The sequence below is a fragment of the Brachybacterium sp. GCM10030252 genome, assembly GCF_042666535.1.
Taxonomy (GTDB): Bacteria; Actinomycetota; Actinomycetes; order Actinomycetales; family Dermabacteraceae; genus Brachybacterium.
In genome coordinates, this window is the sequence record NZ_JBHTDM010000026.1 from 1 (window position 1) to 23,627 (window position 23,627).

General features: G+C 68.6%; 19 protein-coding genes and 1 pseudogene. 7 read left to right on the forward strand and 13 right to left on the reverse strand.

The window, feature by feature from the left end; all coding sequences use genetic code 11:
• Positions 1 to 100: 100 nt before the first annotated feature.
• The 3 genes from ACFQRJ_RS12835 to ACFQRJ_RS12845 form a co-directional block, all read right to left on the reverse strand.
• Positions 101 to 772, reverse strand: a complete 672-nt coding sequence (locus ACFQRJ_RS12835; protein WP_377019543.1) for a carbohydrate ABC transporter permease — start codon at positions 770 to 772, stop codon at positions 101 to 103.
• Positions 773 to 873: 101 nt separating this feature from the next.
• Positions 874 to 2,178: an ABC transporter substrate-binding protein gene (locus ACFQRJ_RS12840; protein WP_377019545.1), complete on the reverse strand. Its 1,305-nt coding sequence runs from the start codon at positions 2,176 to 2,178 to the stop codon at positions 874 to 876.
• A 28-nt stretch (positions 2,179 to 2,206) separates the two neighbouring features.
• Positions 2,207 to 3,229: a LacI family DNA-binding transcriptional regulator gene (locus tag ACFQRJ_RS12845; protein ID WP_377019546.1), complete on the reverse strand. Its 1,023-nt coding sequence runs from the start codon at positions 3,227 to 3,229 to the stop codon at positions 2,207 to 2,209.
• A 411-nt stretch (positions 3,230 to 3,640) separates the two neighbouring features.
• On the opposite strand from ACFQRJ_RS12845, the gene ACFQRJ_RS12850 reads away from it, so the two are divergent.
• Positions 3,641 to 4,708, forward strand: a complete 1,068-nt coding sequence (locus ACFQRJ_RS12850; protein WP_377019547.1) for a M20 family metallopeptidase — start codon at positions 3,641 to 3,643, stop codon at positions 4,706 to 4,708.
• Here ACFQRJ_RS12850 and ACFQRJ_RS12855 read toward each other — a convergent pair.
• Positions 4,697 to 5,695, reverse strand: a complete 999-nt coding sequence (locus tag ACFQRJ_RS12855) for a LacI family DNA-binding transcriptional regulator (RefSeq protein ID WP_377019548.1) — start codon at positions 5,693 to 5,695, stop codon at positions 4,697 to 4,699. The genes ACFQRJ_RS12850 and ACFQRJ_RS12855 overlap by 12 nt on opposite strands.
• Before the next feature lie 141 nt (positions 5,696 to 5,836).
• Between ACFQRJ_RS12855 and ACFQRJ_RS12860 the strand changes: the two genes are divergently transcribed.
• The 4 genes from ACFQRJ_RS12860 to ACFQRJ_RS12875 are packed head-to-tail and all read left to right on the forward strand — an operon-like array spanning position 5,837 to position 9,645.
• Positions 5,837 to 6,601 carry a glutamine amidotransferase gene (locus ACFQRJ_RS12860; protein WP_377019549.1) on the forward strand — a complete coding sequence of 255 codons (765 nt, stop codon included), beginning with the start codon at positions 5,837 to 5,839 and terminating at the stop codon, positions 6,599 to 6,601.
• Between the two features lies 1 nt (position 6,602).
• A complete protein-coding gene (locus tag ACFQRJ_RS12865) occupies positions 6,603 to 7,649 on the forward strand; it encodes a DMT family transporter (RefSeq protein ID WP_377019550.1) in 1,047 nt (348 codons plus the stop codon).
• Entirely contained in the window at positions 7,646 to 8,707 is a 1,062-nt protein-coding gene (locus tag ACFQRJ_RS12870) for a phosphotriesterase (RefSeq protein WP_377019552.1), read from the forward strand. Before ACFQRJ_RS12865 ends, ACFQRJ_RS12870 begins: the two co-directional genes overlap by 4 nt.
• Positions 8,708 to 8,712: 5 nt before the next feature.
• Positions 8,713 to 9,645, forward strand: coding sequence for a ribokinase (locus ACFQRJ_RS12875; RefSeq protein ID WP_377019553.1), 933 nt, complete (start codon positions 8,713 to 8,715; stop codon positions 9,643 to 9,645).
• A gap of 85 nt (positions 9,646 to 9,730) precedes the next feature.
• Here ACFQRJ_RS12875 and ACFQRJ_RS12880 read toward each other — a convergent pair whose 3' ends face one another.
• A complete protein-coding gene (locus tag ACFQRJ_RS12880) occupies positions 9,731 to 11,248 on the reverse strand; it encodes a sulfatase-like hydrolase/transferase (RefSeq protein ID WP_377019554.1) in 1,518 nt (505 codons plus the stop codon).
• A complete protein-coding gene (locus ACFQRJ_RS12885) occupies positions 11,245 to 12,474 on the reverse strand; it encodes an ROK family protein (RefSeq protein WP_377019555.1) in 1,230 nt (409 codons plus the stop codon). The genes ACFQRJ_RS12880 and ACFQRJ_RS12885 overlap by 4 nt, the downstream gene beginning before the upstream one ends.
• A 207-nt stretch (positions 12,475 to 12,681) precedes the next feature.
• On the opposite strand from ACFQRJ_RS12885, the gene ACFQRJ_RS12890 reads away from it, so the two are divergent.
• Together ACFQRJ_RS12890 and ACFQRJ_RS12895 are read left to right on the forward strand one after the other, a co-directional pair.
• Complete coding sequence (locus ACFQRJ_RS12890; protein WP_377019557.1) at positions 12,682 to 14,031, forward strand: MFS transporter; 1,350 nt, start codon at positions 12,682 to 12,684, stop codon at positions 14,029 to 14,031.
• Entirely contained in the window at positions 14,028 to 15,335 is a 1,308-nt protein-coding gene (locus ACFQRJ_RS12895) for a D-arabinono-1,4-lactone oxidase (RefSeq protein ID WP_377019558.1), read from the forward strand. Before ACFQRJ_RS12890 ends, ACFQRJ_RS12895 begins: the two co-directional genes overlap by 4 nt.
• Before the next feature lie 73 nt (positions 15,336 to 15,408).
• Here the strand turns inward: ACFQRJ_RS12895 and ACFQRJ_RS12900 are convergent, their stop codons facing one another.
• The 7 genes and pseudogenes from ACFQRJ_RS12900 to ACFQRJ_RS12930 all read right to left on the reverse strand — a co-directional run.
• Positions 15,409 to 16,206 carry a hypothetical protein gene (locus ACFQRJ_RS12900; RefSeq protein ID WP_377019559.1) on the reverse strand — a complete coding sequence of 266 codons (798 nt, stop codon included), beginning with the start codon at positions 16,204 to 16,206 and terminating at the stop codon, positions 15,409 to 15,411.
• Between the two features lie 302 nt (positions 16,207 to 16,508).
• On the reverse strand, positions 16,509 to 17,936 hold the full coding sequence (locus ACFQRJ_RS12905) for a sulfatase-like hydrolase/transferase (protein WP_377019560.1): 1,428 nt from the start codon (positions 17,934 to 17,936) through the stop codon (positions 16,509 to 16,511).
• Between the two features lie 20 nt (positions 17,937 to 17,956).
• Positions 17,957 to 18,850 (reverse strand): carbohydrate ABC transporter permease, encoded by an 894-nt coding sequence (locus tag ACFQRJ_RS12910; RefSeq protein ID WP_377019561.1) that lies wholly within the window; start codon positions 18,848 to 18,850, stop codon positions 17,957 to 17,959.
• On the reverse strand, positions 18,847 to 19,818 hold the full coding sequence (locus ACFQRJ_RS12915; RefSeq protein ID WP_377019562.1) for a carbohydrate ABC transporter permease: 972 nt from the start codon (positions 19,816 to 19,818) through the stop codon (positions 18,847 to 18,849). Before ACFQRJ_RS12915 ends, ACFQRJ_RS12910 begins: the two co-directional genes overlap by 4 nt.
• A 3-nt stretch (positions 19,819 to 19,821) precedes the next feature.
• Entirely contained in the window at positions 19,822 to 21,309 is a 1,488-nt protein-coding gene (locus ACFQRJ_RS12920; RefSeq protein WP_377019563.1) for an ABC transporter substrate-binding protein, read from the reverse strand.
• 150 nt (positions 21,310 to 21,459) lie between these two features.
• Positions 21,460 to 23,088: an alpha-L-arabinofuranosidase C-terminal domain-containing protein gene (locus tag ACFQRJ_RS12925; RefSeq protein ID WP_377019564.1), complete on the reverse strand. Its 1,629-nt coding sequence runs from the start codon at positions 23,086 to 23,088 to the stop codon at positions 21,460 to 21,462.
• Positions 23,089 to 23,470: 382 nt separating this feature from the next.
• Positions 23,471 to 23,627: pseudogene (locus ACFQRJ_RS12930) on the reverse strand (carbohydrate ABC transporter permease); the annotation flags it as partial.

Sequence of the window (23,627 nt, forward strand, 5' to 3'; positions counted from 1 at the left end):
ACGAACGCCACCCCGTTAGTATCCCGAATCACCCACCTCGACCCACAAACCTCCAGGTCAACGGGTTGATAGCTCGCCAGCGACATCACCGTGCATCAAGTCAGGTCAGGATCGGCGCGAAGACCTTCAGCGCCGCCACGGTCGCGGTGAGAGACACGATGAAGATCTCTGGGCGGATCTCGGGAATGGTGATGCGCCGTAGTTGCTGGAACCAGGAGGCGCCGTCCAGATCCGCGGCTTCATACAGCGAGGGATCCACGCGGCCGAGCGCTGCCATGAAGATGACCAGCGGATATCCGATCTTCAGCCACACCATCATGAGCATGACGGTGACGATCGCGATCGCCGGATCTCCGAGCCAGTCGGGAGGATTCGCGATGCCGATGGCCTTGAGGAACGAGTTGACCGCGCCGGCGTCGGTGTTCATGACCCAGCTCCAGATGAAGCCGGCAACCGCGATCGGGAGGATCTGGGGGAGGTAGAAGCTGCCGCGCAGAAAGCTCGCCACGCGGCTTCCGTAGCGGGGTGCGATCAGGTTGAACAGGAGTGCAGCGATGATCAGGCCGAGTATGGTGGGGACCACCACGATTGCAACGATCATGAGCAGCGAGTTCGTAAACGACATCCAGAAGTTCTCGTCCTGGAGCAGCTCGGCGTAGTTGCCCAGGCCTACCCATTCCATGTCGGCGGCGCCGCCGCGCCAGTCGAACAGACTGATCACGACGTTCGCGACAAGCGGGATGAGCACGATGACGACGAACCCGATCGCCATTGGCAGGAGGTAGGGCCAGTAGGTCTCGCGGTGACCGGATACGCGGCCAGGACCGGTTTTGGGTCGCGTCGCGGGGCGGGTGGCTAGCTGAGTGGACGCTGTCACTGCTGGGTGCCTTCGTCGTAGAAGGACTGCAGCGCATCGAGGTATTCCTGCGCTGTCTCGTTGCCGTTGGACATGGACTGCATATGCTCCTGCATGAAGTCGAGGAAGCCGATGACCGGGTAGTCCGGGTAGTACGACAAGGCGTTGCCGTCCATCAGTTCCACAAATCCTTCGGTGTACTCCCGGGTGCGCTCATCGGTGATCGCTGCGGGGTTGCCCGCGATGGGCAGCCCACCGAGTTCGCCGATAAGGTTCTGCACCTCTTCGGACAGCGTGATGTCGATCCACTCGTACGCGAGTTCCTTGTTCTTGGCGCGCTCCGGAACTCCCCAGAGGTGTCCGGAGGAGCCCATGACGAGGTTCGCGCCGGGGAATGTCATGTACCCCCACTCGAAGTCCGCCTCGGCCACAGCGCGGTGGAAGACACCGTGGTTCCACACGACCATTGCGGCGTTGCCGCTGAGGAAGTTGACCGTGGCCTGCTCGAAGTTCAGACCAGCGATATCGGTGCCGACATAGCCGCGCTCGATCCAGGACTGGAAACGCTCCGTGCCCTCCGCCCAGGGGCTCGAGGAGAAGTCGACCGGATTCTTCACGAACATGAAGTCGTCGATCTCGTCGCGGGTGGCGATCGCGGAGACCAGTGAGTACCAGATCCACATCTGGTTGAAGCCCTGACTGGTGGCAGCGGAGCTCGCGATGGGGGTGACGCCCGCGAGTAGCAGCGTGTCCATAGCCGCCTCGAGGCCGTCGAGGTCGCTGATATCAGGGGAGATGCCGTGCTGTTCGAAGAGGTCCTGGTTGTAGAACAGCGTGACGTACTCACCGATATTGGGGACCCCGAACCAGGAGCCCGAGCCGGCCATGCCGTCCTCGTACAGCGCGAAGGAGCTCATCGAGTCGCTGACCTTCGCGTCCCATCCACGCGCGGTCACCGTCTCGGTGAGATCGGTGAGCAGGCCCTGCGCGGCGAGCTGGCCACCGTCGGCGTTGCCCTTGTTGAACTCGATGACATCAGGAACTTCGTTCCCGGACAGGGTGATCTTCGCGTTCTGGCGAACCGCATCGAAGCTGGTCTGCTGGAAGTCGACAGTGACGTCGGGATGCTTCTCCTTGAAGATCTCCAGAGCGCGCTTCCAGCCCTGGCCCTGAGCGGAAGTGGGATCCTCGTACTGGAGGACCTTGAGCGACGTACCATCCTCTTCTGCGGAAGACCCGCAGGCAGTCAAGCCCATGGACATCGCGGGGAGAGCAGCGGCGGCGCCGAGGGCACCGAGGGTCTGGCGTCGTGTGAACGTCATCGTTCTTACCTTTCGTAAGGGGTGATTTTCAGTTGGGGTGAGAGCTGACGGAGTCGCGGCGGATGAGTGGACAGGGGACTTTGACGCGGCGCCGGTCCAAACGGGGGTCCTCGATGAGGTGAACAAGTTGCCTCACTGCCTCGGAGCTCATGCGTTGGTGAGGCAGTTCGACGGTGGTCAGGCGCGGTGAGAAGAACTCGGAGGTGTACTCGACGTTGTCGAAACCGACGATGCTGAGATCCTGAGGGAGAGATAATCCGTGGCGCCGGGCTGCTTGTGCGACTCCGAAGGCCGTGCGATCTGAGAAACAAAACAGCGCCGAGGGTCGTTCTGCTGCCGGGCGGGCGAAGAGCCACGCGGCCGCCGCTTCGCCCGCGGAGATGGAGGGATCCGAGGCGTTGATAATCAACGGCTTGACCTTGCCTCCGAGTTGCTCCCGCACGGCATCGCGGAAGCCCTTCTCGCGCAAGTGCCGAGCGATGTACCTGTCGTCATCGACACCGACGTAACCGACACGGGTGTGGCCGGCGGAGATCAGGTGGGATGTGGCCTCGTAGGACCCTTGAACTTCGTCCGCGATGACCTCGGTGACAACGGGGTCCGACCCCGTACTGATGCAGTCGAGGAACACGAACGGCGTGGTGTCCGGGACTGTAGGAATGTTCCGTCGGCGGTAGTAGTCGGCAGCGAAAATGATCCCGTCGACGTCGCGCTGCAGCGCGGTCTGGATCGCGCTCTCTTCAGCGTGCGAGGCGTCTGTGACGGGGATGGTGATGAGGATGTACCCGGCTTCCGTTGCTGCCGCCTGCGCTCCGCCAGTGAGCCCGGAGAGGAAGGGATCATCGGGCCCCGTGTAGCAGATCAAGGCGATCGCATGGCTTTTGCTGAGCTTCAGACCGAGCGCATGGGGGTTGGGTCGGTAGCCCATCCGGTTCGCCGTCGCGCGGATAGTCTCCGCAAGGGGCGGGTTCACCCGCCCCTTGTCCTTGTGGTTCAGGGCGAGCGACACCGTCGACACCGAGATGCCGAGCTGGTCGGCGATATCCCGCATTCGTACCATCACGACTCCCTCCCTCGTGTCTCGTCACGCGTTGTCAATCGATTGATCCGGAACGCTAGGGAAGTCAAACGGTTGACGCAACGGGGCCGAGCTTCGAAGTTCGACAAGCGTCTCTTCGCAGAGGTCGCCCCGCGCTGGCAGCAGCCGACTACCTCATCGCCGACGCCCGCCACCGGCGCCATTGGCCACGGCCCTGGCCGATGCCGGAGTGAAGGTCCTGGTCCCCTCGAGCCGTTCATGATTCTTCGGTACGAGAGACCGCGGTAGATCCCGTCACGCGACCGAGTCCGGCGGGCCCAGGCGCGGCCGTCGCGACGCCGACCAGCACCTCGGTACGCTCGCTCCGGGAGGCACGTTCCTGCGGCGCCTCAATCCCCTGACGCCCTCACCCCGGAGGCCCCGTTGATCGACCCCGTCGACCTCGCCGCGGATCTGGTCCGCATCCCCAGCCCGTCGACCGACGCCGACGGCATGCAGGCGATCCAGCAGCACGTCTCAGCTCTCCTCTCCGAGCACGTCCCCGGCGCCCGGATCAGCACCGGCGGGGAGGAGCGACCGTGGACCCTGATCTCTCTCGGGCCGAGCGGCCCCGCGCCGCTCTTCGCGTGCCATACCGATACGGTGCCGGTGGGCGAGCCGAGCAGCTGGTCACGCGATCCCCACAGCGGCGAGATGGACAGCACCCACCTGCACGGACGAGGTGCCGTGGACATGAAGGGCGGGCTCGCCGCGGTGACCGCCGCGCTGACCCGTGCCGCAGCACAGGGCACGGGCGGGCACCTGCTGCTCACCGCTGACGAGGAGATCGGATCGCTCGGTGCGCAGCGCACCGGGGAGGCGATCGCGGATCTGGACCTGACGGGGATCATCGTGCCCGAGGCGACCGCTCTGGATGTGCGGTGCGCGCATCGCGGCGCCAGCTGGCTGCGGCTGATCGCCCGGGGTCGCGCCGCGCACGGCTCCGCCCCGGCGCGCGGGGTCAATGCTGTGCTCCGGCTCTCCAAGGCCTTGGGGCCCGCCCTGGCCGCCGCGCCTCTGCGCCATGACACGGCGCTCGGCGAGGAGACCGTCTCGATCGGCACATTCGAGGGCGGCGATGCCACGAACATCGTCCCCGCCACGGCATTCGCGACCGTGGACCAGCGGACCGTCGCGGACTCGGCTCCCCTGCTGGAGCACTGGCGACAGGTCGACGGCATCGACGAGGTCGAGACGATCCTCGATCTCGCCGCGCTGCGCACCGATCCCCAGGCGCCCTTCGTCCGCTCGCTGCCCGCACCCCTGGACCCGACTCCGGTCACGTATTTCACCGACGGGTCGGTGCTGCAGGGTTTCTGTCCGGATATCCCGATCGTCGTCTGGGGGCCGGGGGATGCGACGCAGATGCACTCCGTGGACGAGCGTGTCGAGCTCGCTCAGCTCACGACCGCCACCGACCTGTTCACGCAGGTACTGCTCTCACGCCGGTGAGGTCGCGTTCGCGCTGACGGACTCAGCGATCTTCAGGTCCATCGGCAGCAGGTGCGTCGCTGGCTCCCTACTGCTGCCGGCGGCCTCGACGAGGTCCAGCGCCTGCCGCGCGATCTCGGCCAGCGGCTGCACGACGGTGCTCAGCCGGGGCGTCACCCAGGAACCCTGATCGATCCCGTCGAACCCGATCAGGGAGAGATCTTCGGGGATGCGCAGGCCGTGCATGGGCGCGGCTGCGGCCAGACCGACCGCGACGATGTCACTCGCGGCGAAGACCGCCGTGGGCGGATCCTCGAGGCGCAGGACGCGGGAGAGGGCGCTGGCCCCGAACGACTCGGAGTACGTCCCCTCGAGCACCAGATGCGGATCCACCTCGAGGTGGGCGTCGCGCAACGCCCGCAGGTGACCTCGCAGCCGATCCCGGGCCGAGCCGAGGCGGCCCGGACCGGCGAGGTGCGCAATACGACGATGCCCCTTGCTCAGCAAGAAGGTGGTCGCCCGGTAGGCGCCCTCGAAGTTGTCGGCGCCCACGAACGGTCGGTTCTCGGCCAGCGGCCCGTCGAGCTTCTCGTCGACCACGACGAAGGGGAAATCGTCGGGCACCTCGGCGAGCAGGGCTCCGCTCCCGGTCATCGAGACGAAGAGGACGGCATCGGCTCCCAGGCCGCGGCCTTGGGAGCAGGCGGTCACGATCTTGCGTTCCCGGGCCTCCAGTCCGTCCGAGACGAGCACTGAGACCTCGAGGTCACGGTGGTGAGCGGCGTCGGTCAGGGCTTGGGTCAGCTGCGCGAAGTAGGGATTGGACAGCTCCGGGATGACCAGCGCGACGTGCCCCACCTTGCTGCGCGGCGCAACGAATCCGGTGGCCTCCATCGCCGTCCTGATACGGCTCTCGGTCTCTCCGCTGAGCCGGAGCTGACCCTTGAGGAAGCGCGAGACGGTCGAGGTCGAGACACCCGCTTCCCGGGCGACGGCGGATATCGACATGAGTTCCCTTCCGGTGGCGACGCCTGGACAGGCTACGCGGGAGTGGCTTGCGATCCGAACGCCACCGCTCTAGTGTCAGGGCACACGGTCATTGCGCAACTGTTGCGCAACGCAGATACGGACGAGTCCGAGGAGGACCACATGGCGAAGGTGCTTTTGGCAGGAGAGTCGTGGGTCAGCGCGACCATCGACCACAAGGGGTACGACCCCTTCCCCCACACCCAGGTGCAGATCGGGTGCGCTCGGCTTCTCGATGCACTGGGCTCCGAGGGGCACGACGTCACCCACCTGCGCTCCCACGATGTGGCCGAGTTCTTCCCCCAGACGCGCGAGGAGCTCGATGCCTACGACGTCGTCCTGCTCTCCGACATCGGCGCCAACACGCTGCTGCTGCCGCCGCGGGTCTTCGACCAGGGCCGCCCCGCCCCCAACCGTCTGCACCTGCTGCGTGACTGGGTCCGTGACGGCGGCGGGCTGATGATGGCCGGTGGCTACCTCTCCTTCCAGGGCTTCGGCGCCAAGGCGAACTACGCCGGCACCGCCGTCGAGGAGGTCCTGCCGGTGAGCATCCACCGCTGGGATGACCGCGTGGAGTCCCCGCAGGGCGTGCAGGGCACGCTGACCGGCACCGACCACCCCGTCGTCGCCGGCCTCGACGCGACCTGGCCAATCCTGCTCGGGTACCAGGAGCTGGTCGCCACGGACGACGCGACCGTGCTCGCCGAGGTCGAGGGCCACCCGCTGCTCGCGGTCCGCACCGTCGGCGCCGGGCGCACCCTGGCCTTCGCCTCGGACATCTCCCCGCACTGGGCCCCCCAGGAGTTCATGGACTGGGCCGGCTATGCGACGCTGTTCAGCCAGGCCATGATCTGGCTGGCCGGCGACGACTCGGACGAGGTGGCGTGAGATGAACACGACCTCCGACGACGTCGTCCACGATCGCCCGCCCGTCGCGAAGACGGCCTCCCTGGGCCTGTTCGTTCTGTTCACCGTGCTCGCCGGGACACTGGGGCCGATGCAATCCGCCGTCAACGGGCGCCTCGGCGCCGATCTCGGTGACGGTCACCTCGCCTCGATCGTCTCTTTCGGCAGCGGCCTGCTGCTGATGTTCGTGATCGTTCTTCCGCGGGCCTCGACCCGCCGCGCCTTCGCGAGCCTCCCCGGCCATCTGCGTCGGGGCACGATCCCGTGGCCGAATTTCTTCGCCGGGCTGTGCGGGGCGGTGATCGTCCTGTCCGAGGGGATCTCGGTAGGGCCACTGGGCGTCGCGACCTTCCAGACCGCGCTGATCTCCGGCATGGTCATCTCCGGCGTGGTGTGCGACCGCCTCGCCATCGGTGTCCAGTTCAAGCAGGCCGTGAGCTTCTTCCGGATCCTCGGTGCCGCTCTCGCCGTCGTCGCGACGGTGCTGGTCGTCTCCCCGAACTTCGAGACGCCCCACGCCCTGGCACTCGTCGCGCTGCCCTTCGCCGGCGGCCTGCTCGCCGGCTGGCAGCCCGCAGGTAACTCGAACGTCGGCAAGCTGGCCGGGTCGATGCTGGTCGCGATCACGTGGAACTTCCTGATCGGTTTCGTGTTCCTCACCGCGGCGTACCTCATCCGCCTGGGCACGGGGCATGCGAGCTTCGCGCTGCCGGACACCTGGTGGATGTATCTGGGCGGCCCGCTGGGACTGGCCTCGATCGCTCTGATGGCGATCCTGGTGAGACGTCTGGGACTGCTGCTCCTCGCCCTTGCTTCGACGGCAGGGCAGCTGGTGGGCTCCATCCTCATCGACGCGCTGATCCCCGGCATGGGCACCGTGCACGGCGTGACGATCCTCGGTGCCCTGGTGGCGCTGTGGGCCTCCGCGATCGCCATGATCCCCTCGAAACAGGTGCGCACGCAGGACGGTGCCCGGCAGCTGGCCGCGCACGACGGGCAGGAGCCGCAATCGCAGGAGGCGCGCCCATGACGGAGTCGTCCCGAATGGTGCACACGGTGGCGGGTGCCGTCGATCCCGCTGAGCTCGGCGTAGTGCTTCCCCACGAGCATCTGTTCAACGACTTGAGCTCGTGCCTCGTGGACCCGACGTACTCCTTCAGCCAGGTCCTCGCCGATCACCCCGTGGACGCGTCGCTGCAGTGGGCTCTCAAGCAGGATCCGTACTGCAGCGCCGACAACGTCGCCTCGAAGAATCCCGCCGGAGTCCGATCTGAGGCGGTCGCCTTCCAGGGCGTCGGCGGGGGCACGATCGTCGACGCCACCGGGTCCGACGCGATCGGTCGCTCCCCCGCAGACCTCCTCCGGCTCTCCCGGGAGACCGGGCTGCACGTGGTGATGTCCACCGGCGCCTACCTGGAGAAGTTCGAGGGAGATCGTCTGACGACGCACAGCGTCGATGAACTCGCGGAGCAGATCCTCAGCGAGCTCCGCGACGGCGTCGGCGTCGGCGAGGAGCGAGTGCGCGCCGGCATGATCGGCGAGGTCGGCGTCTCCCCCGACTTCACCGACGGCGAGCGGATCAGCCTCCGAGCTGCGGCGCTCGCTCAGCACGACAGACCGGGAACGGCGATGAACATCCACATGCCCGGTTGGCAGCGCCGCGGCGGCGAGGTACTCGAGATCGCCGTGGAGGAGATGGGCGCGGATCCAGCGCAGATCTCCCTCGCCCACAGCGACCCCTCCGGGGCGGACGTCGACTACCAGCGCCGCCTCCTGGACAGCGGCGTCTGGCTCGAGTTCGACATGATCGGCCTGGACATCTCGTTCCCCGGTGAGGGGGTCTCGCCCTCGATCAGTGAGACCGCCGACGCCGTCGCCCGGTTGATCGCCCTGGGGTACGGCGACCAGCTCCTGCTCAGCCACGACCTGTTCCTCAAGCAGATGTGGAGCCGCCTGGGTGGGAGCGGTCTACTCCTCGTGCCGACCGTCTTCCTGGAGCTGCTGGCAGTACGTGGCGTGGACCCTGCGCAGGCTGAACGGCTGATCACCGCCAATCCCCAGCGATACCTCGGAGGTCCTGGACAGTGACCTCGATGATCGCCGATCAGGACAGGACCGCAGAGGGACGGCTCCTCGTCGTCGGGTCCGTCAACGTCGACCTCGTCCTCGCGGTGCCGCGTCACCCGGAGCCGGGCGAGACCCTCGCCGGGACGGGATCGCGCCGGTCACCGGGCGGCAAGGGGGCGAATCAGGCCTGCGCCGCAGCACGCCTGGGCGGCGACGTCCGCTTCGCAGGCCGCACCGGGGCCGATGCCGACCTCGCTCTTGACCTGCTCCGCCGCGCCGGCACGGACCTCAGCGCGACGACCCAGGTACCCGGATCCGAGACAGGATTGGCCGTGGTCACTGTCGATGACGTCGGCGAGAACAACATCGTGATCATCCCCGGGGCGAACGGCTCGTGGACGGCGCAGGACGTTCACGGGCTCAGATCCGCCGTGGAGGACAGCGATCTCGTGGTCTCCCAGGGAGAGATCCCCGCCGCTGCGGTGGATCAGCTGGCACAGCTGAGCACCGAAGCCGGGACCCGCTTCCTGCTGAACCTCGCGCCGGTGATCGACGTCGACGAGACGACGCTCGCCGCAGCCGATCCCCTGGTCGTCAACGAATCGGAAGGACGCCTCGCGCTGACCGCTCTGGCCGGTACCACCGCCCCGGAGGATGATGCGGCCACGGTGCGACTACTGCGCGAAGCAGGCGTGCGCAGCGTGGTCATGACCCGGGGAGCTCGCGGCGCGCTCGTGGTGGCCGACGAAGAGGTCACCGAGATCGGCTCACCGGCGGTGCGGGCCGTCGACACGACCGGCGCCGGTGATGCGTTCGTCGGCGCACTGGCCGTGGGTCTCGCCCGGGGCGAGAGCGCGGCCCAGGCGTGTAGGCGAGCAGTGCGGGTGGGCGCCTACGCGGTGACGCGACATGGGGCGCAGCCGTCATATCCCCAGCAGGGGGACGAACTGCCGGCGTGACGCCCATACTCTCGGCCCGTACAGCCGCGGGATCCGGCGGGGTGAGCCGCGGCGGACGGCGGCGCCAGCGGACACTGTCCCGCCTTCAGCGCGCCTCGGCCGCATAGGTCGACTCGTCCAGGCCCGACTGAGTGGGGTCGTAATCAACCTCGCCCACCTCGAACATCGTCGTCATCCAGTGGTAGAAATTGTCGCCGCGATCGCGCAGGCGCCGGTAGAGCCTCGTGGTGAGCTTCCTGCGCACCTCAGCCATCTCCGGATGGCCGTGCACGTTCAGCAACTCGTCCGGATCGGTGTGCAGATCGTAGAGCTCGTTGACGGAGTCCGGATTGACCACCAGCTTGTAGCGGTCGGTGCGGAGCATTCGCTGGGGGTACGGGAAGTGGTGTCCGTGGAACTCGCAGACGATGTCCTCGTCCCACTCGGGATGCTCCCCGCGGGCCAGTGGCAGCAGGCTGCGGGAATCCACCGCGGGAGAGGGGTCCAGGCCGGCGAGGTCCAGGATCGTCGCGGTGCAGTCCAGGAGGCTGACGAACTCCTCGCGCACCTGGCCCGCTGCCCCGCCCGGAACCCGGAGAAGCCCCGCGGTGCGGTAGATGTCCTCGTACATCGCAGGGCCCTTGTCGTGCAGACGGTGAGACCCGGTGAACTCGCCGTGGTCGCTGCTGAAGAACACCGCGGTGTCGTCCGTGAGTCCCAGGCGCTCCAGCGCCTCCATGACGCGGCCGATCTCGTGATCGATCATCGCCACGTAGCCCCAGTAGACGGCGATGAGCTTGCGCGTGGTCTCGATCGGCATGGTGTCGAAGGTCCAGTGCGCGCTGTAGTTGGCCTGCACCGGCGGCTTGGCCGCGAAGGTCTCCGCGATGGAGCGGGGAAGCTCCACCTGGGAGGGGTCGATCAGGTCGAAGTACTCATCGGGCAGCACGTAGGGCAGGTGGGGACCGAAGAAGTTGAGCTGGAGGAAGAACGGCGTCGCGCCGCGCCGGAGGTCCTCGGCGTAGGTCTCGAGCAGCTCGATGGTGCGGGTCGCGAGATAGTGCTCGAAGGTCGCCTCGAGCGGCTGGTGCAGACGCGCCGCGAGCAGATTCCCCGGGCCGCCGTTGGGGAGGGTTCCGCGGATGCGGTCGCTGATCTCGTACGGCGGCAGTCCGTGCTCGGCGAGGTGATCGAGGTAGTCCTGCGCCTCCACGGGGTTGTGCCAGGCGGAGCCGGGCAGCTCCGGGCCGTCGAAGCCGGCGTCACGCGCCTCCTGCTGCGCCCCGGCGTGCCACTTCCCCACCAGCCCGGTGTTGTAGCCGTGATCGCGCAGGGCGTCGACGAAGGTGAACGTGCCCGGGTCGAGATCCTCGAGGTAGCCGACGTTCCGCTCGCGGTTGGCCAGCACCCGGTGCCGGAACGGCGCCTGGCCGGTCAGCAGGCTGACCCGGGCGGGGGTGCAGATCGCGGTGGGGGTGTACCAGCGGTCGAAGCGGGTGCCGGTGCGGGCCAGATCGTCAAGCACGGGCGTGATCCCGCAGGGATTCCCGTAGGCGCCGAGGGTGTCGGTCCGATGCTGATCGGTCATGAGAAAGAGGATGTTGGTCCGCTGGCCGTCGGTCATGCGGGGCTCCTTCGGAGTCGGGGGACGGAGGGTGTGCTGCGCGTTCCGGGGTAGTCGGCGAGCAGGGAGGTGCGGTGGACCAGAGCGAGAATCGCGCCCGAGGCCCCACCGGAGTCGCCCAGTTCGGAGACGCGCACGCGGGGGCGGGCGCCGTCGATCGTGTGGACCTCGAACGTGATCGTCGAGGCCACCTGCTGCACGAACACCGGAGCGATCCGCGGCAGCGTCCCGCCCACCACGATGTCCGCCGGGTTCAGTGCGAGGATCGTGCCGGCGAGCACCTGCCCCACGACGGTCCCCGCCTCACGCAGGACCTCCTCGAGGATCGGCTCGGCGCGCTCGAGGGCGCGCTCGAGATCGGCGAGGTCGTTCAGGGCGAGCCCGCGCTCGCGGCAGGTCTCGAGCACGGCGGGGACGGAGGCGACGGTCTCCAGGCAGCCGCGCTTGCCGCAGCGGCAGGTCCGGCCGTCCCGTCGGACGCTCACATGCCCCAGCTCGCCCGAGAGGCCGCGGTCCCCGTGCACGAGGCGGCCGCCCACCACCACCCCGCCGCCGATCCCGGCGGCGATCCGCAGGTAGACGAGGTCGTCATCGACCGTGTCCCGGTGAACCGCTTCGGCCAGGGCCGCGAGCCGTGTGTTGGTGTCCAACAGCGGGGTGAACCCGAACCGTTCGCGCACGGCGCTCTCGACGGCGCGGCGAGCACGGGCGGAGGCCTCACGGGCCAAGGAATGATTCCCGCTCCAGGACGGCGAATACGGCCCGGGCAGACCCACGCCGACGCCCTGGAGCGCCCCGAAGCGGGTGCCGCCCTGCTCCATCTCGTCGACGAGCGCGAGGGCGGCGGCGATGCGTTCCTCCCACGGGGCGCCGGTGCCGAGCGGCCGGTGCTGGGCGGCGATGATCTCGTAGCTGGCGTCGACCACCGCGACGTGCACCGCCGCGTGCGCGAAATCCATCCCGAGGTACTGGCCCGAGCGCGGGTCGAGCGCGATCAGTTCGGCCGGCCGGCCCGAGCCCTGCCGGGATCCCGCGTCGGTGGCGACCACCTGCAGCGCTCCACGCCGGAGGAGGCCCCCGACGATGTCGGAGAGAGTAGTGCGGGAGAGTCCAACCTGTGCCGCCAGCTCCGCGCGGCGCAGGGCACCCCGTTCGCGGAGCACGGCGAGCACTCGCTCCTCGTGCCGCCATCGCACGAGCACCTGACCGCCTTCGGGTGTGGACATGCGGTCAGGCTAGGCACGAGGCTTTTTTCCGACAACCTTCCGACGAAAAAAGTTCGAATTTCCAGAGTCGCGCGACGGAAGTTTTCCGTCAGAGTCTTGCCGGAAAAAACGTGGGTTCCTACCGTCCCAGGGGTCGCGAGCGGTACAGCCGTCGCGGCGGCCCCCACGGACCGTGGCGGGTCCTGACACGAAAGCAGGTCGACGACGATGTCCGCATCCCCCACTGCCCCCGCCCCCTCGGTCACCTCCCGACGGGCCACCTTCGCAGCCTTCACCGGCGCCTTCCTGGAGTGGTACGACTTCTGGATCTACGGGACGGCCGCCGCGCTCGTGTTCCCCCAGGTCTTCTTCTCCAACGCCTCCCCCACGGTCGCCCTCCTCCAGTCCTTCGGCACCTTCGCCGTGGCCTTCCTGACCAGGCCGCTGGGCGCGATCATCTTCGGGCACTTCGGTGACCGGATCGGCCGCAGGCCCGTCCTGCTGATCACCGTCTTCCTGATCGGCGGAGGCACCTTCCTGATGGGCCTGCTCCCCTCGTACGCGGTCGCGGGAGGCCTCGGAGCGACACTGCTGATCGCCCTCCGCCTCGTGCAGGGCATCGGCATCGGCGGCGAATACGGCGGCGGCTCGCTGCTCGCGCTCGAGAACGCGCCTCGGGGAGGACGAGGCCTCGCCGGCAGCTTCCACCAGCTCGGCACCCCCGCCGCCCTGCTGGCCTCCACCGGCATCTTCGCGGTCGTGACGATGCTGCCGGACGAGGCGCTGTTCACCTGGGGCTGGCGCATCCCGTTCCTTCTCAGCGGCCCGTTCCTGCTGCTGGGCTTCTACATCCGCAAGCACCTGCCGGAGACCGCGGCGTTCACCGAGGACAGCACCGCGCAGAAGCGCGCTCCTCTGTTCGCGCTGCTGGTCGAGCAGCCGAAGGTGGTGCTGATCGGGATCGGTGCGCGCATGGCCGATGCGGTGACCTTCAATATCATTAACGTGTTCGCCGTCTCCTGGGTGACCAGCACCCTGGGGATGGACAGCGGCCTGATCCTCACCGGGTTCGTGATCTCCGCTGCGGTCCAGCTGTTCGTCCTGCCCGCGGCGGGGAGGGTCTCGGACCGCTTCGGCCGCCGGCCCGTCTACCTCACCGGCATCGTGATCTGTGCGATCGGCGGCGGGCTGCTGTACTTCCCGGTGATCTCGCTCGGCAACGCGCTGTCCACCTGGGCGATCATCATCCTCGTCCACGCCTTCGGGACCGGGCTCATGTTCTCCATCCAGAGCGCCCTGTTCGCCGAGCTGTTCGGCACCCGTGTGCGCTACACGGGCCTCGGCATCGTCTATCAGGGCTCCGCGCTGATCGGCGGCGGACCGACCCCGGCGATCGCGGTGGGCCTGACGGCCCTGGCCGGCTCCTGGTGGCCTGCCGGCGCGTACCTGATCCTCGCCTGCGGTATCAGCGCGCTGTGCATCTGGTGGGCCGGCGAGACGTACCGCACCGATCTGGCGGACCGTGACGGCGAGCCGTCGACAACCGCCGGCGGCGCCCGGGAGGTGGAGGCCCGATGAGGTTCGAGGCCTCGACTCCGCCGGCCCGGCCGGTGCAGCGGGAGGCCGCCGGCTCGACCTGGTCCGGCTGCCACTCCTTCGCCGCAGAGGAACTGCTGGTGCCGAGCACGGTGGAGCAGCTGCAGGAGACCGTCGCCGCCTCCTCCCGGATACGGGCCCTCGGCACCCGGCACTCCTTCAACGACATCGCGGATACCGACGGCAGCCTGGTCAGCGTGCTGGGCCTGCCCGAGCGGTTCGAGCTCGACGATGACGCCGGCACCGTCACCGTCTCCGGCGGGACCTCTTACGGCCGCCTCGCCGCACAGCTGGGTCCGACGAGGTGGGCGCTGGCCAACATGGGGTCGCTCCCCCACATCTCGGTTGCCGGTGCCGTCTCCACCGGGACCCATGGCTCCGGAGTGGCCCATCGGAACCTGTCCGCCGCCGTGCGCGGAATCGAGACCGTCGAGGCGGACGGCGCGCTGCGCCGACGCACCCGCGAGGAGGATCCCGACTTCGCCGGCCGGGTGCTCGCGCTGGGAGCGCTCGGCATCACGACGGCCCTGACCCTCGACCTCGTGCCCTCCTTCGAGGTCCGCCAGGACGTCTGGTTCGATCTGCCGTGGGCGTCACTGCTCGAGGGCGTCGAGGACATCATGACCGCCGCCTACAGCGTCTCGATCATGCCGGACTGGAGCTCGACCGAGGTTGCCGGGAAGGTATGGCTGAAGTCCCGCACGGACCACTGGGACGGGACCCTGGACCCTGCGCGATACGGCGCGCGCTGGGCGCTGAGCGTCCCCGGCGAGATCGCCGAGGGGCACTTCCCCCATCAGACCGTCCAGGGCGGCGTGCCCGGCCCGTGGTGGCAGCGGCTGCCCCATTTCCGGCCGGACGCGAACCCGAGTCGCGGCGACGAGATCCAGACCGAGTACTTCGTGGACCGCCGCCACGGGGCGGAGGCCCTCGCGGCGCTGCGCGCCTGCGCCGAGCGCTTCGCGCACCTGGTGCTGGTCTCGGAGCTGCGCACGGTCGCGGCCGACGATCTCTGGCTGAGCCCGTCCCACGGTCGGGACTCCCTGGGGATCCACTTCACCTGGGCGAATGACCCCGAATCGGTGCTGGAGGTGCTCCCCGTGGTCGAGGCTGCGCTCGCGCCCTTCTCACCGCGCCCGCACTGGGGCAAGTGGTTCTCGCTCGAGGGCCCCGAGATCCAGGCGCACTATCCGCGTCTGGCGGACTTCCGCCGTCTCGCCGAGGCCGCGGACCCGGGCGGGACGTTCCGCAACCGCTTCCTCGAGCGGACGCTGGGGCTCGCGTGAGGGGTGTCGGCCCGGCGCATCAACCAGGGAGAGGCCCGCCTGTTCTTCTGATGGGTGTTCTTCGGTGGGGATCTCACTGCAGCTCAGCGTCGCCGATGAGGTAGGCGGGAACGGTCGTGCTGCCGCCGATCTGAGTGTCATAGCTGATGCTCCCCCCGATGGTGATCCACAGCTTCACCTCGTCGTCGGCGACGAAGGGGTCGAGTACCGGACAGTCGGACTCGCCGTCGCCGGCGAAGCCGACCGAATTGTGCTCGTAGTCGTACCAGTCGTCCTGGGGGGATGCAGCGAGAGAGATCCGCACGAAGCACTTTCCTGTCGCCGCATCCAGCTGCGTGATCACCCCGTAGACGATCGCCTGGCGCCCGATGTGGTCGTCCGGGGCTTTGACGATCTGCGCGAGGGTGCGCTCGTCCAGCTCCTCGTAGGTGCTGACGTCCGGCACCCCGGCCTGCGTCGGGCCGGGCTCTTCCGTCGCTTCGGCGGGCGTCGTCGGCGTGGAGACCGGCTCGTCCTCCGTGGCCGGCTGGTCGTCCGTCGCCGGATCCGCCTCGGCAGATGTCTGCTCCTTTGTGGCCTGGCCCGACGGCTCGGCGTCCACCTCTGCTCCCTCGTCGACCTCCCCGGCCTCCCCCGCGGCTGCCGTCGGCTCCGAGGGGCCGGACCCCTCCGGACTCAGCACGAGGCCCACGAGCGCGATAGTTGTGGCGATCGAGGCCAGTGCGCCGAGAGCTGCCGCCAGCGCGCCGACGTAGGTGCGCTTCGTCGCGAGCCCACGACGGGCCGCGATGACGACCAGCACGATGCCGACGAGCCCTAGCACCGCACCGAGCAGCGGCACCAACCCGAGCACGAAGGCGGCGATGCACACGATGAGCGCCGCGAGCGCGAGCGGCGCAGCTCCCTGCGCGGCATGACCGTGCGTGCGTCTCGAGGCAGAAGCTGTTCCGTCGTCCGGCGCTCCGCCGGCAGAACCGTACGGCGACATCCCCATGTCATCACCCGCGCCGTCGACGTCGGCGCACCCTTTCGCCCAGTGATCCGCTCTGCTCGGCGGATCGTCAGGGGGAGTCTGCGAGATGGCCCTGACATCCGAGTTCGGGCCGGCCGGGCTCTACCCGTCGATCTCAGCGAGACGCGCACCTGTTGGCGGCGCCACCGCCGGCCCCCGGCTCACCACGGCGCCAGCTGCACCTGCCGCCGGTCCTCCACCCCCGCCAGCACGTCCAGGAGCCGCTCCATGAGGTCTAGCCGCACCCCGCGATGCGCCTCGTCGGCCCACAGGTTCACCAGCTCCCCCGGGTCGGTCTCGAGGTCGTACAGCTCTCCGGTGCGCTCGCGCGGGGTGCTGGGGGCCCCGTGGTGGGCGATGAGCTTCCACCGGTCGTGGCGCAGCATCGTCAGGTGCGCCGCCGGATTCGCGGGGTCCCCGCTGGAGCGGTACTGGCTGAGTGCCCAGTCCCGCCAGTCCACCGGCTCCCCGCGCAGCAAGGGCAGCAGGCTCTCCCCCTGCATCGCGCGAGGTCGCTCGATGCCCGCTGCCTCGAGGAAGGTGGGGGCCAGGTCCACCCACTGCACCAGCTCCGACCTGCGCGTGCCCTCCGGGACCACGCCCGGCCAGCGGATGATCAGCGGCACCTTCACCGAGCAGTCGTAGAGGAATGGGCCCTTGCGCAGCAGCTGGTGGTCGCCGAGCAGCTCGCCGTGGTCGCTGGTGAACACCACGATCGTGCTCTCCGCCAGGCCTTCCTCGTCGAGCACGGCGAGGATCCGTCCCACCTCGTCGTCGACCAGGCTCACCATCGCGTAGTAGGCCCGGCGCACCTCGTCCAGCTCCGCGTCGGTGTGCTCGACGTAGCTGGGCATCCCGCCGCCGCGGTGCTCGGAGGTCAGGCGCTGGATCTCGGGCTTGTCCTCGAGCTCGCCCTCGCGGGTGTTCACGGGCGGCAGCTCCACGTCGTCGTAGCGGCGGAGGTACTCCTCCGGTGCGCCGAAGCCGTGGTGCGGGTCGAAGAAGTTCGCCACGAAGAAGAAGGGCTGCTCCTCGCGACGGTCGGTGCGGAGGAAGGAGATGGTCTCCTCCGCGATCCAGCGGCTGTAGTGCGCCTCGGTGGGCATCGTGTCGAACAGGCCGGCCTCGGCCAGCGCCCGCTCGTACAGCTCCGGCCTGCTCGCCCGCAGCCAGCGGTGATAGGCGTTCTCGCTGGAGCCCGGGTAGGGATCGTGCGCCCAGCGGAAGACCCGGAAGCCGTCGTCCAGCCGCGGCTCGGTGCGGCCGTGGTAGCAGGAATGCAGGTGGAACTTCCCCACCAGGGCGCAGTCGTACCCGGCCTCGGCCAGGTCCTTCGAGAACACCCGGGTCTCCGGGGCGATGTCGACGCCGTTCTCGTACAGGCCGTGGGAGGAAACGTAGGTGCCTGTCATGAGGCTGGCGCGCGAGGGGGAGCACACCGGGTTCTGCACGTAGCAGTTCTCGAACAGCGCGCCCTGCGCGGCGAGCCGGTCGAGGTGCGGGGTGCTCACCGCCGGGTTCCCCGCTGCCGCCACCATGTCGTAGCGCTGCTGGTCGGTCGAGATGAGCAGGATGTTCGGCCGTGGCATGGCCGTCCTTTCCGTGGGGGTCACTGTTTCACCGCGCCTGCGATGGAGTCGACGAACTTCTTCTGCAGGATCACGAACACGATCACCACCGGGACCAGGGAGATCACGGCGCCTGCCGCCATCCCCGACCAGTCCTGGCCGTAGTCGCTGACGAAGGAGGTCATGCCGATCGCGAGGGTCTGCAGATCCGGGGTGCTGAGCGTGAACACCAGCGGCAGCAGATAGGCGTTCCATGCCGCGAGGAAGGTCAGGATCGTGACGGTGGCGGTGATCGGCCAGGACAGCGGCAGCATCACCTGGAAGAAGGTGCGGACCGCGCCCGCCCCGTCGAGCTTCGCGCTCTCCTCGAGCTCCTTCGGCAGGCCGCGGAAGAACCCGGCGTACAGCAGCGTGGAGGCGATGTGGCCGCCGGCGCCGAGGCCCAGGATCACGCCCGCGTGCGTGTTCAGCAGGCCGAGCTGGTCGGTGAGCTGTGTGACGGGGATGATCGTGTACCCCTCGGGGAGGAAGAACGTCACCAGGAAGATGCCGATGAGGATCTTCTTGCCCGGGAAGCTGAAGCGCCCCAGCACGTACCCCGCCAGGGCGCTCCGCACCACCACGATGACGATCGTGCCCGCGGTGATGATCACCGTGTTCAGGAAGTACTGCGCGAAGCCCGCCTCGGTCCAGGCCCGGGCGTAGTTCTCCCAGCGGAACGTCTCCGGGATCAGGTTCAGGCCGCTGGAGAAGATCTCCGAGGATTGCTTGAGCGATGCCGAGACGAGCCAGATGAAGGGATAGATCCACAGCAGCGTCATCACGACCAGCAGTGCGAGGGTGACGATGCGCCGCGCGCTCACCGGGCGCCGGCGGCGCCGCGCGGGCGGGTGCGACTGTGCCGTCGTGGGGACACGCGAATCGGTGAGCGTCATGACGTCCCTCCCGGCATCATGCCGCGGGCCGCGCGGATGCCGAGCGCCTGCACGATCGCGAGGATCACGGTGAGCAGCCCGAACAGCACCGCCGCAGCGGAGGCGTAACCGAGCTGCGGGGTGGTAGCCGCGAACGCGGTGCGGTAGATGAAGATCTCGATCACCTCGGAGGAGAAGGCCGGCCCGCCGCCGGTCATCGTCTGCATGAGGTCGAAGACGTTCAGGGCGCTGACCGTGTCGATCAGTGTGATGATGATGAGGAACGGGATCAGCAGGGGCAGGGTCACCCGCCAGAACTCCTGCCATGAGCTCGCTCCGTCGAGCTGGGCGGCCTCGTGGACGTCCGTGGGGACGGTCTGGAGCGCTGCCAGCCAATAGATCATCGTGATGCCGAGCCACTTCCACACCCACACCGCGACCCCCGCCCACAGTGACGTGCCGGGGTGGGCCACGAAGTTGACGGGCGACTCGAGGAGCCCCGCCCCCACCAGCGAGAGGCTGAGGGGTCCCTGCGCGTCCAGCAGCAGGGTGAAGACGATGCCGATGATCGCTCCGGTGGTCACGACGGGGAGAAAGAACAGAGTCCGGAACACGCCCTTGAAGGGCGTCGCTCTGCTGTTCAGCCAGAGCGCGAGCAGCAGCGCGAGGATGACCCGCGTCGGCATCGCAACCACGAGGAAGAGCAGCGACTTCCCGAACGAGTTCCAGAAGAGGGGGTCGTTCCAGAGCCGGACGAAGTTCTCCAGTCCGTTGAACGTCCCGGTCATCGCGAATCCCGGCCAGTCCATGAACGCGTACACCCAGCTGGCCACGAGCGGGTAGACGGTGTAGAGGCCGTAGCCGACCAGGGTCGGCAGCAGGAAGAGGTAGACCCACCACTGCTCACGGACCCGGCGCAGGAGCGACCTCCGGGTGCGGGGCGCGGCCGTAGGCGCGCTCCGGGTCATGTCGGCGGAGACGAAGCTCATCGCTCACCTGCTCGCGTAGTCGTCGGCGGTGTAGTCCGATTCGCGGTCCCAGTTGGAGAACACCCAGTCCTCCAGGCTCACGTCCTCGCCCTGTGCGGCGACGGCCTCGACGGCCCGTTCCCGTTCGGTGTTCATCGCGTCGTAGTACGCGGTCAGCTCTCCCTGCAGGTCGTCGGTCGCCCCCGAGAGGTAGGACTGGGTGATCTCCCCGGCGTTGGGATGGATGTCGCTCATCTCGGCGACGACCTTCCACATCGCGGGGTTGCCAGACTCCGGAACGGGCGCGATCCGCACGTCCTCGGTGAAGTGCTCGACCATGCGGGCGTAGGCGGGATGGACGTCGGCGTTCGTCACGGCGTCCGTGAGGACGGGAGGCTGGTCCATGGCCCCGGCGAGCTTCGCCTGGAAGTCCTCGCCGCTCATGACCGCGAGCAGTTCTGCCGCCTCCTGCGCGTAGGCGGAATCGGCGTTGACCCAGAACTGTCCCGCCCCGGGACCTCGCGTGAGCTTGTGCCGTGTCGAGTTCTGCCGCGGGATGCTCCAGGCCGCGATGCCCCGCTCCACCGACTCCGGCTCGTCGACCATGAGTCCACCGATGATCCACGAGCCCCACATGTAGATGCCGACCTCGCCCGCGGCCCAGCGCGCGCGGGCATCACGTGGCCCCATCGACGGCGAGGAGGGATGCATGATGCCCTCGTCGGCGAAGGACTTGAGGAACTCGATGGCGTCGAGGTACGGCGCGGTCGTGAACTGGTACTCCCCCGTCGTCCAGTCGATCGCCCCGGGCGCCCCCGCGGACTGGGCGATCCAGCCCACGAAACCGTCCAGGAACTGCGTGTCCTTCTGCGGGAGCACGAAGCCGCTGGCATCCGTCGCCTCGTCGATCCGCTTCGCCGCTTCCCGGAACTCGTCCCAGGTCGCCGGTGAGGTCTCGGGATCGACCCCGGCCCTCTCCGCGAGCTGCGTGTTGACCCAGGGTGTCGCGTCGTGGATGCGCCCGGAGAACATCGGCACGGTGTACAGGTCCCCGTCGAATCGGTGCACGCCGTCGTAGGTCTCCGCACCGACCGGCCCGGAGTCGACGTCGACCTTGTCCCCGATCGGCTGGAACCAGCCCTGGCCGATGAGGGCGGCGGGGGTCGCGCCGAGTCCGGCATTCGAGTGGACGTCCGGCATCTGGCCGCTGCGTCGCGCAACCTGGAGCGCCTCGCCGAGGTCCGCAGCATCCAGTTGGCGGCGCTCAATGGTGACCTCGGAGTTCTCCGCCGTGTACGGGGCGAACAGCTCCTCCTCGAAGAGGTCGGTGAGCGGCCTGAACTGGTCCCACCACTGCAGGGTCCCGTCCTTGGTCTGTGCACTCTCCTGGGCGCTCTGACCGCCGCCCGTGCAGGCGGCGAGCAGGGCGCCCATCGAGACCGGGGCTGCGGTCCCCAGGAGTCGCCGCCGGGTGAACCCGGAGGCGGTTCCCTCATGGATGTTCTGAGTCATTGTTCCTGTCCTCTTCGTTGAGTGTCGCTGGGAACGGATGGTCTCGGTGGGTCACCCGTGGATGGCCCGGTGGTTCGGTGCTCCGCTCCTCGGGCTTTCTGCGCCGGGGCGGGGGCGACGTCGTCGTCGCGTCGGTGAATCTCCTGTCGATCAGAGAGCGAAGGTCAGCAGCGTGACGCTGTGGGCGGGGAAGGTGTAGGTCCCCTCGTGCAGCGTCACCTCGCCCCGGTCACGCAGGGCGCAGGCGTCGGGCTCGCTCAGCGTGTTCGACTGGAACAGGTCCGTCTCCGAGGCGCCGAGGTCGTGGCACGTCGCGACGCCGGGGAGGTCCCCGTCCTCCCGGGCGATCCGCGCGGTGAGGGGCTCGGTCGCCGAGCGGTTGATCGCCGCGACCGTGAGGGTGTGGCCGTCCCGTGAGGTCGACGCGCTCACGTCGAGGTGGCTGACGGCGGCCGGTCGCGTGTAGCGCGGGTAGGCGCGAGCATTCTGACGCTCCGAGCCCAGTCGCAGCTGCCGCCAGGTCGCGGGGCCGGTGACGTCGGCGCGCACCGCGACCGGCTGGAACAGGTGCTGGTAGAGGCTCCAGACGTGGAACAGGGGCGTGCGGATCACGCCCTCCGGGCGCACCTGCAGGATGCCGTTCGCGTTGATGAGGTTGACGGCGTTGGCCATCGTCACGGGCACGTCGTGCCCGGCGGCGCGGTGGATAGCGTGGAAGACGCCGGAGTACATGAGGGCGTCCGCGAGGGTGCGCGGGCTGTGCCGGTTCACGCGTTTGGAGTCCTCGATCGCCCCGGTCCCGTGCGGGGCGAACCCTCCCTCAGGTGCCGGCACGGGCTCGCTGAGCTCGGCGGACTCCATGTGACGGTTGTTCCACTCGTCCATCGCGATCGTCGGTGCGCTGTCCAGGTGGGCCCTGTCGGCGACGAAGGCGATCTCGTTCGCGTACTCGACGATCGACTGCTCGAAATAGACGGCCTGCGCGACGATGTCGTCGAATTCCGCCTCGGAGGGGTCCGTGAGGTGGTGGTCCAGGCCGTACAGGTGCAGGGAGACGGCGTCGACCTCGCCGCCGAGCCCGGAGATGACCTTCTCGGTGTACTCCTCGCGCTCCCAGCCGCAGCCGACGAACTTCAGCCTGCTGTCCACCATCCGCATGAAGCGGAGGTGCTCGCGGGCATCCTCGACGTAGCGCTCGACGCTGCGATGGCCCATCTGCCACGGCCCGTAGATCTCGTTGCCGACACCCCACCACCGCACGTCGTACGGTTCGGGGTGCCCGTCGGCGGCACGGAGAGCCGTCATCTCCGTACGACCCGCGTAGTTGGTGTACTCCACCCAGCGCACGGCGTCGTCGACGCTGCGCGCCCCGTGGTGGAGGTATGCCGCGGTCGGTGCCTCCTCGGTCGCGACGGCCTCGATCCAGGCGAGGAACTCGGGCGTTCCGAAACGGTTGGACTCCTCTGACCCCCAGGCCAGTTCGAGACGGCGAGGGCGCTCGTCGCGAGGGCCCGTCCCGTCACGCCACCAGTAGGCCGAGGTGAAGTTCCCGCCCGGCCAGCGCACGACGGGCAGGCCCAGCTCGCGACAGGCCTCGATGACATCGAGGCGGCATCCGTCGAGAGCACCCTGCCCTGTCACGGACAACGGGGACCCCTCGTCGAAGACCCCGCCCTCGATGTTGCCGAAGAAGGCGGATTCGAGGAAGTGGCCGTAGACGTTGCGGTCGACCTCGGCGCGCTCGCGGGTCGAGAGGGTGATGGTGGCCTGCGTCGTCATGCGACGATCTCCTTGCTGTGGAGCGAGAGGGCTTTGCGCGGTTCTGCTCGTGCGGCTGCCGGAACAGCGGATCGACGAATTCCCCACTGCGCTGGACCGCCTGTGCCGGCGGCGACGACCGCGCGGCTCCGCCGGATGGCCGGGCCGCTGGGTTCGCCGCGTCAGTGCGAGAACTCCTGTGTCGTGGGTCATGCAGAACGTTAGAGTGGGCGAATTTTTCCGACAATCCTCCGGCAGAAAACTTTGCCGGGGCGGGTCGGTGCCGCGCGGGCGGGACGCGGGTCAGTGCCGCGCGGGCGTCAGTGTCGCGTGGGCGAGACGCGGACCACGTGAGCGCGCCGGAGGACCTCTGCCACAGAGTCCGTGCAGAGACTGGCCAGATCTATTTGATGCCGGTGGTGGCGAAGCCTTTGACCAGGAATCTCTGGCCGAAGAGGAACACCAGGAACAGCGGGACGAGGGACAGGATGGACATCGCGAACATGGCGCCCCAGTTCGAGGTGCCCTGCGTATCGAGGAAGGACTGCAGGGCCAGCGGC